This is a genomic window from Acinetobacter sp. 809848, from assembly GCF_000581275.1.
GTDB classification, from domain to species: domain Bacteria; phylum Pseudomonadota; class Gammaproteobacteria; order Pseudomonadales; family Moraxellaceae; genus Acinetobacter; species Acinetobacter pittii.
On record NZ_JEXG01000017.1, the window covers coordinates 69,433 to 76,977 of the forward strand.

At 38.1% G+C, this 7,545-nt stretch carries 7 protein-coding genes and 1 pseudogene; 5 read left to right on the plus strand and 3 right to left on the minus strand.

All coding sequences use genetic code 11. From position 1 onward, the window contains the following. Positions 1-74: 74 nt before the first annotated feature. The 3 genes from J536_RS15035 to J536_RS15045 all read left to right on the plus strand — a co-directional run bounded on the left by J536_RS15035 (position 75) and on the right by J536_RS15045 (position 3,163). Positions 75-1,103, plus strand: a complete 1,029-nt coding sequence (locus J536_RS15035) for an AraC family transcriptional regulator (protein ID WP_032055666.1) — start codon at positions 75-77, stop codon at positions 1,101-1,103. Positions 1,104-1,345: 242 nt separating this feature from the next. Beyond that, on the plus strand, positions 1,346-2,320 hold the full coding sequence (locus tag J536_RS15040; protein WP_005068523.1) for an aliphatic sulfonate ABC transporter substrate-binding protein: 975 nt from the start codon (positions 1,346-1,348) through the stop codon (positions 2,318-2,320). A 3-nt stretch (positions 2,321-2,323) separates the two neighbouring features. Next, positions 2,324-3,163, plus strand: a complete 840-nt coding sequence (locus J536_RS15045) for an ABC transporter permease (protein WP_032063253.1) — start codon at positions 2,324-2,326, stop codon at positions 3,161-3,163. A gap of 2 nt (positions 3,164-3,165) precedes the next feature. Here J536_RS15045 and prmC read toward each other — a convergent pair whose 3' ends face one another. From prmC to J536_RS15060, 3 genes are all read right to left on the minus strand, one after another. Beyond that, a complete protein-coding gene (gene prmC, locus J536_RS15050) occupies positions 3,166-3,981 on the minus strand; it encodes a peptide chain release factor N(5)-glutamine methyltransferase (RefSeq protein ID WP_032063254.1) in 816 nt (271 codons plus the stop codon). Then, positions 3,981-5,069, minus strand: coding sequence for a peptide chain release factor 1 (prfA, locus tag J536_RS15055; RefSeq protein WP_002119588.1), 1,089 nt, complete (start codon positions 5,067-5,069; stop codon positions 3,981-3,983). Before prfA ends, prmC begins: the two co-directional genes overlap by 1 nt. A 291-nt stretch (positions 5,070-5,360) precedes the next feature. Beyond that, a complete protein-coding gene (locus J536_RS15060; protein WP_032063255.1) occupies positions 5,361-6,200 on the minus strand; it encodes a type 1 glutamine amidotransferase domain-containing protein in 840 nt (279 codons plus the stop codon). Between the two features lie 119 nt (positions 6,201-6,319). Between J536_RS15060 and J536_RS15065 the strand changes: the two genes are divergently transcribed. After that, on the plus strand, positions 6,320-7,222 hold the full coding sequence (locus J536_RS15065) for a LysR family transcriptional regulator (protein WP_002119752.1): 903 nt from the start codon (positions 6,320-6,322) through the stop codon (positions 7,220-7,222). A 192-nt stretch (positions 7,223-7,414) separates the two neighbouring features. Then, positions 7,415-7,545: pseudogene (locus J536_RS26165) on the plus strand (hypothetical protein); the annotation flags it as partial.

Consider the following 7,545-nt stretch of genomic DNA (forward strand, 5'->3'; position numbering starts at 1 on the left):
AGCTTTTGATCAATCCAAATTTTAAATATGCAGTATTTCACTTGAAATATATGAAGAAAATATGAGTCTTTGACATGGTTGTCCAATCTTCTTTAAGTAAAGGCACAATTTCGATTGCACTAGTACATGAAGCACTGAGTGCGGCTTATGCCAAAGGCCTAAATACACAAATAATTCTAAATAAAGCAGGCATCCCCGCTGAATTACTGATGTCGCCAAAGGCACGTGTGCCTGTTACAACCTATGCCCAATTGTGGATAGAGCTTGCCAATGCCATGAACGATGAGTTTTTTGGAATGGATAGCCACCCCATGCGTCGTGGAAGCTATAAATTACTGACTAAACTCGTCAGTACGGCTGAAACTTTAGAAAAAGCACTCTACGATATTTTGAAGTTTTTTAACTTTGTTCTAGATGACATGCATGGAGAACTCATTCGAGAGCAAGACAAAGCTTATTTAGTGATTCATGATCGTGAACAGCCTAAACGCATGTTTACCTACGCAACCTTTTTAATATTAGTGCACGGACTTATGTGTTGGTTGGTAGACCAGCGAATTGGTTTAAATACTATTATGGTACGTTGTCCTAAACCTCAAGATATTCAGGACTATTTCGTTCGTTTTGGTGAAGATATTCAATTTAATGCTGAGATAAATCGAGTTGAGTTCGATGCCCACTATTTAGATATTAAAATTAAAAAAGATAAAAAAGCGCTTTATGATTTTTTAGAGCAAACTCCGCAAAATCTTTTAGTTCGCTTTAAAAATGAAAATGCCCTGAGTGTACTTATTCGTCGCCATTTATTGAAACTCCACCCTGCACAATGGCCCGAACTTAAAGATGTAGCTCACCAACTCAATATTTCAGAAGCCACCGTTCAACGTAGACTGAAACATGAAGGTGTAAGCTATCAACAAATTAAAAATGAAATCCGCTGTGATATTGCTGTTCAACGTTTAAGCAAAACGAATGACTCAATTCAAAATATTAGTGAAGATTTAAGCTTCCATGACCCAAGTGCATTTCACCGTGCTTTTAAAAAATGGACAGGTGTCAGCCCAGGTGCATATCGAGATAATTTAACTGGACACAAGCAATAACATATACATCGAATGAAGCTTAAGGCGTTAGAGTTTAAGCTTATGATATTTATGTATTTTAAATTCAATATTTCAGATAAATGCATTATTTAAAATTTGATAATAGTCATAAAAACAGTGATTTATAATTTTATTCAAACTTTTATCTTTCAAACTGATTTATAAATCAAAATAACTAAGTTCATAAGCCTCTAAACACGTGAAAGGATGATCTCCTATTTCATTTCGGTTTTATTTTTATCATGTCTTTAAAATCAAAATTTTCTCTACCAAAGACTTTGTTGGCATCAACATTGGGGTTTGTATTTGCTTCATCTGCTTTTGCAGCAATTCCGACTACACTTAAACTTGATTATGCTTACTATGCACCAACCAGTTTAATCGTTAAAGATCAAAAACTTCTCGAAAAAGCACTGCCAAATACCCAAATTAAATGGGTTTTTAGTCAAGGTAGTAACCGCTCATTAGAATATCTCAACAGTAACAGCATCGATTTTGCTTCTACCGCTGGATTAGCTGCTGTATTAAGTCGAGCGAATGGTAGTCCAATTAAAACGGTTTATGTACAAAGCCAACCGGAATGGACCGCGCTTGTTGTCGCAAAAAATTCACCAATTAAAAGCCTAAAAGATTTAAAAGGTAAAAAAATTGCAGCCACCAAAGGAACCGATCCTTTCTTATTTACACTACAAGCACTAGATACAGTCGGTTTGAGTAAACGTGATGTACAACTGGTTCATCTACAACACCCAGACGGCAAAACTGCATTAGAGCGTGGCCAAGTAGATGCTTGGGCTGGACTTGATCCATTAATGGCTTCTGCTCAAATTCAATCGGGTGCCAAATTGCTTTATCGTAATGTTGGATTTAATAGCTATAGTGTACTGAGCGTTAAAGAAGATTTTGCAAAGCAAAGCCCTGAAGCGGTAGAGGCCGTTATTAAAGCCTATGAACAAGCCCGAAAATGGGCAAAAGCCAATCCAGATAAAGTGGCAGCACTTTTAGCTCAAGAATCAAAACTTCCTCTACCTGTGGCTAAACTACAACTGAGCCGAACCAACTTCGATCAAAGCATTCCATCAGCAACTCAAGCACAAGCGCTAAAACGTTCTGGGAAAATTTTGACTGAAGAAGATTTGGTTAGAAAAGGTACTAACGTCAATCAAGTGGTTGATCAGTTGCTAGACCCACGTTTTGCTCAAAAAGTCGTGAAATAGTATATGAGTGATTCACTTAACAAAGCTGAGCTAAATCACTTCTTAGCTCAGCAGGCTTTAAAATCTGAGAAAAAGCATCTAAACCACAAATTTACACGGTGGTTTAAAGCGCTACTCATTCCACTCATCTTTTTAACGGCTTGTGAGTTTTTAGTCAGAAATGGCTATATCGATGCTTATCTACTGCCTGCACCGTCTAGTTTATGGCAATCTTTTTTAGATTTAGCTCATAGCGACCTGTTTGCCCATATTTATATTAGTACATGGCGTGTTCTGTTGGGCTTTATTATAGGAAGCGGTTTAGGTTTAATTTTTGCGATTTGGGTTGGATTAAGTAAAGAAGCAGAAGCTTATTTAGAACCAACTTTTTCAGCAATTAAATCAATTCCAAGTCTTGCTTGGATTCCCCTGTTATTGCTTTGGTTAGGAATTGACGAAGGTTCTAAAATTACATTGATTGCAATCGGAGCATTCTTTCCAACCTATACCAATACAGTTGCAGCAATTCATAATGTAGATAAAAAGCTCATTGAAGTTGGAAAAGTTTATCGGCTTAATGCTTTTCAGCGGATTATATCTATTATTTTACCGGCAGCCTCTCCGGGCATTTTAACGGGTTTACGCAACAGCTTAAGCTTATCGTGGATGTTTATGATTGCAGCTGAACTGATTGCAGCTACTCAAGGGATTGGCTATTTACTCAGTGATGGCAGAGAAACCTCTCGTCCAGATATTGTTATCATTGCAATTATTTTATTGGCGCTATTGGGTAAAGTAACCGATACCTTAATGAAACTTATAGAAAACTGGCTGTTACGTTGGCGTGATACGCTACAAAAGTAATTTTAAATCCAGCATGCCAAAGTGACTCGATCATTTTGGCCATAGTCTTGAATGGTTTTAATCTCACTAAAACCATGCTCTGTGAAAATATCTCGAACTGCTTGTCCCTGATCATAACCATGCTCTAGTGCAATCCAGCCTTGCGGTTTTAACCAGTTTTTCCCTTGAGCAATAATAATTTCAATATCAGCCAGTCCCTGATGATCTGCAACCAATGCACGGCGTGGTTCTGTAGCCAAAGCTTGCATGTGTTCATCGTCAGGGTCGATATACGGCGGATTAGAAACAATTAAATCAAACTTTTGTGGTTCAAGTGCGTCAAACCAAGCGCCGCAGGCAAATTTCACACGTTGCAAATCATGTGCTTGTGCATTTTCTTTTGCGACTTCTAAAGTAGGCGCATAAATATCAGTTGCCGTGACTTGCCAATCTGGACGTTCACTTGCTAATGCAAGCGCAATTGCACCTGTTCCCGTTCCCAAATCAACAATATTTGCAGTATTTGGCAAATTTAGATTTAAAACGGTTTCAACTAGAACCTCAGTATCCGGACGTGGTACTAAAGTATCAGATGTTACTTTTAAATCGAGTGTCCAAAATGGTTGTGAACCCGTCACATAAGCTAAAGGCTCACCATTTTGGATACGTTCAAGACCAGCCAAGTAATCTTGCTCTTGTTGGGCTGTTAACTCTTGCTCAAGTCTAAACTTCAATTCAAGCGAATTGATTTTTAGAAAATGCTCAAGTAACCAAGCATTTTCTTGTCGTTCATAACTATCAGGCTTACCACGAATTGCAAGCGCTTGAGCAATATTCATTAGCCGCCATTTTCCTGTGCAAGCATCGCAAGCTGATCTGCCTGATATTCACGATGTAAGCTATCAAGTAGTTCAGTTAAATCACCTTCCATAATCGCGTCTAACTTATATAAAGTTAGGTTAATACGATGGTCCGTCATACGACCTTGTGGGTAGTTATAAGTACGGATACGTTCAGAACGGTCACCAGAACCAACCAAATCACGGCGCATTTCAGAAGTTGCTGCATCTGCTGCTGCACGTTTAGCATTTTCTAAACGCGATACTAACAATGCCATCGCCTTAGCTTTGTTTTTATGCTGTGAACGCTCTTCTTGGCACTCAACGACTGTACCGGTTGGAATGTGAGTAATACGCACGGCCGAATCGGTTTTATTAATGTGCTGACCACCCGCACCTGACGCACGGTAAGTATCAATACGTAAATCTGCCGGATTAATTTCAACGTTGGTATCAACATCAATTTCAGGCAAGATCGCAACTGTACACGCTGATGTATGCACACGACCTTGTGATTCAGTTGCTGGCACACGTTGTACACGGTGAGCACCACTTTCAAACTTTAAGCGACCATAAACGCCATCACCATCTACACGGCAAATAACTTCTTTAAAGCCACCATGCTCGCCTTCATTTTCAGAAAGGACTTCAATACGCCAGCCTTGTGTCTCGGCATATTTGCTGTACATACGGAACAAATCACCAGAGAAAATCGCAGCTTCATCACCACCTGTTCCAGCACGGATTTCTAAATAAGCCGCATTAGAATCATTCGGATCTTTTGGAATCATCAAAATGTTGAGCTGGCTTTCTAATTCTTCAAGCAATGTTTTATTGGCTTGAATTTCTTCTTCTGCCATATCTTTAAAGTCTGGGTCCGACTTCATCATTTCAGCAGTTTCAATATCTTCTTCTGCTTGACGGTATTTGCCCCAAACTTCGGTAATTTCAGATAAATCACTATGTTCACGAGACAATTTACGGAAACGTTTGTTATCGGAGATCACTTCAGCATCTGCAAGCAATGCAGTAAGTTCTTCATGTCGATCACAGAGTTGATCAAGTCGTAAACGGAGTGACGCTTTCATAAGAGGAAATATCTCAAAAGTCCAAAAAGCTTATCGAACGCTATGTAAGTATAGAAGATAAGCAAAATCGTAAAAATAGCGCATAGTTTACAGATTATGCTGCTTAAATGACATATATAATCAGCCAATTCATCAACTTTCCCAATAAGTAGAGGCGTATAAATATAATGATTTCGAATAAGATTTATTTACTTGCCTATAATTTGGCTGTTCTGTAAGAAATAATAAGTCATCTTTTTCCTCTATATGACAATAGAGGCTTTGTTTAAAAAACCTCTTTGCCCCGCCTACTTATTTTAATTTTTCCAATAAGGTTTTGCCCACCAAAACAGCTGACGCTGGATTTTGCCCTGTAATAAGTTCACGGTCCACTACTACGTTTGGAGTCCATGCAGTGGTATTGCTTTGATACTTACCGCCAAGTGACTGTAAAGCCGTTTGTGGATAAAACTTCATTTCTCCACCTTTTAATAAAGCTTTGGCCTGCTCTTCTTCCTGATTACTAATTACAGTCATCCGATAATTTTTATATATCCATTCGCCAGTTTTCACTGTTTTACCTTGTTCTAGTTGACCAACTACTTCCGAGGCATTAGGTAAAGTAGACATTAATGCAATAGGACCATGACAGACCAACGCAGTAGGTTTACCAGCTTTATGGAAAGCTGTAAGTACTTTTCCAAGTTGTTTATCTTTTAAGAGATCTTGCATAGGTGCATGTCCACCTGGAATATAAATAGCATCAAACTGACCTACACCAATTTGTTCAATACGAGATAGGCTCACAACTGGAGAATCTTGAGCAGATGTTAATTTTAGATCATGCAATAAATCTGCATATTGCTTTAATGCTTTTTCATCTTGGTTAAAATACATCGCATTATTCGATGATTCATCTAAGGTTGGAGCTTTCCCTTTTGGTGTAGCGAAAGTTACTGTATGGCCTGCATCTAAAAGCATTTTTGTAGGTTGCATCAACTCATTTAAGTAAAAGCCTGTTTTAAAAATATGACCTTTTTTTAGCTCTAAATGCGCCTCATCAGACAATACAACCAACACATGAGCAGCATTTGCACTGAATGCTGCTGAAACGGCAACTACTGCAAGCATTATTTTATTTAGAGATTTCATCATTCGACCTTCATTCCAACCATTTGCTGGATTTATAACTGGGATGGATATATTCTATTTTTGCCAATCAGGTAGATAAACAACCACTTTTGCAAATCTTTTTTGCGTTTGAGGACTAAATGTCACGTCAATTTGACCATCTTGCCGATATTGAAGTGTTTTTAATTGTGGCGGAGAAGCTTTCTATTAGTGCAGCTGCAATTTATTTAGCAACAACTCCTTCAGTCATTAGTAGAACAATTACGCGGCTAGAGAAAAAACTTGGCATTCAGTTTTTTAGAAGAACAACTCGTCATTTGAGCCTGACTGAAGCTGGTCAACTTTATTATGAAAAGATGCAACATGCATTTCAGTTAATTGACCATGCAGAGCGTGCTATTCAAGGTAAGCAACTGCAAATTTCCGGCAAAATTAAATTAAGTGTACCCACTACCTATGGACACTATCGCCTTCCAGAATTACTACAAAAATTTCTTTTGCAATATCCAGATATTCAAATAGAAGTCAGTATTTCTAATCGAAATGTCGATTTAATTGCGGAAGGATTTGATTTAGCTATTCGTCAAGGTCAGCTTCCTAGTAGCACTCTCATTGCCAGACCTTTGGAGCTTGCCCCTCTTCAACTTGTTGCCTCACCTGAATATTTAAAACGTATGGGTGTTCCTCAAACTTTGGAAGACTTAAACCATCACCAATGTATTGCCTTTGAATTACCTAGCACGGGTAAGGTTACTCCATGGTTTTTTAAAAATGGTGATAATGAAATTCAATGGATACCATCAAATCGGATTTTAGTAAAAGAAGATATTTTGGGAGTAGTTTCTCTTGCTGAAAGTGGATTAGGAATATGTCAGAGTTATAGCTTTATTGTTAATGAAAAGATCCGACAAGGAAAATTGCAGCCCGTACTTGAGGGTTATGCAGGTCACACACGGCCCTTTTCTTTACTGTACGCACAACATAAACATATGTCGTCTGCGACAAGAGCTTTAATAAATTTTCTATGTTCTGATCATGAGTAACCCCTTCAAAACTAAATAAAGCTTAATTTATCTATATGAGTATTAAATATTCTATTTTAATAGAAAACATACAAACCAGACACTAAACTGCAATAATCAAAAGATGGTTCTCCATATTTGGGGAGAAGTGTTTTGTTACATTTGCCGTAACAAAAGATATAGGGTCCTGCAACTAGGGACACGGAGTCAAAAATGAAATTAAATGCTTGGTTATGTAGCGCTGTTCTAGCAACTTCAATGGTTACTGTGGCACATGCTGACAATACAACACATGTAGCAGCCGCTTCTGCTTTAGGTAGCGTAGCAGGTACTGCAATTGGTAA

Excerpts from the sequence above, each read along its gene's own strand:
- J536_RS15035 (WP_032055666.1), top strand. The coding sequence starts at position 75 with ATGGTTGTCCAATCTTCTTTAAGTAAAGGCACAATTTCGATTGCACTA.
- J536_RS15045 (WP_032063253.1), top strand. The coding sequence starts at position 2,324 with ATGAGTGATTCACTTAACAAAGCTGAGCTAAATCACTTCTTAGCTCAG.
- prmC (WP_032063254.1), bottom strand. The coding sequence starts at position 3,981 with ATGAATATTGCTCAAGCGCTTGCAATTCGTGGTAAGCCTGATAGTTAT.
- J536_RS15040 (WP_005068523.1), top strand. The coding sequence starts at position 1,346 with ATGTCTTTAAAATCAAAATTTTCTCTACCAAAGACTTTGTTGGCATCA.
- prfA (WP_002119588.1), bottom strand. The coding sequence starts at position 5,069 with ATGAAAGCGTCACTCCGTTTACGACTTGATCAACTCTGTGATCGACAT.
- J536_RS15065 (WP_002119752.1), top strand. The coding sequence starts at position 6,320 with ATGTCACGTCAATTTGACCATCTTGCCGATATTGAAGTGTTTTTAATT.
- J536_RS15060 (WP_032063255.1), bottom strand. The coding sequence starts at position 6,200 with ATGAAATCTCTAAATAAAATAATGCTTGCAGTAGTTGCCGTTTCAGCA.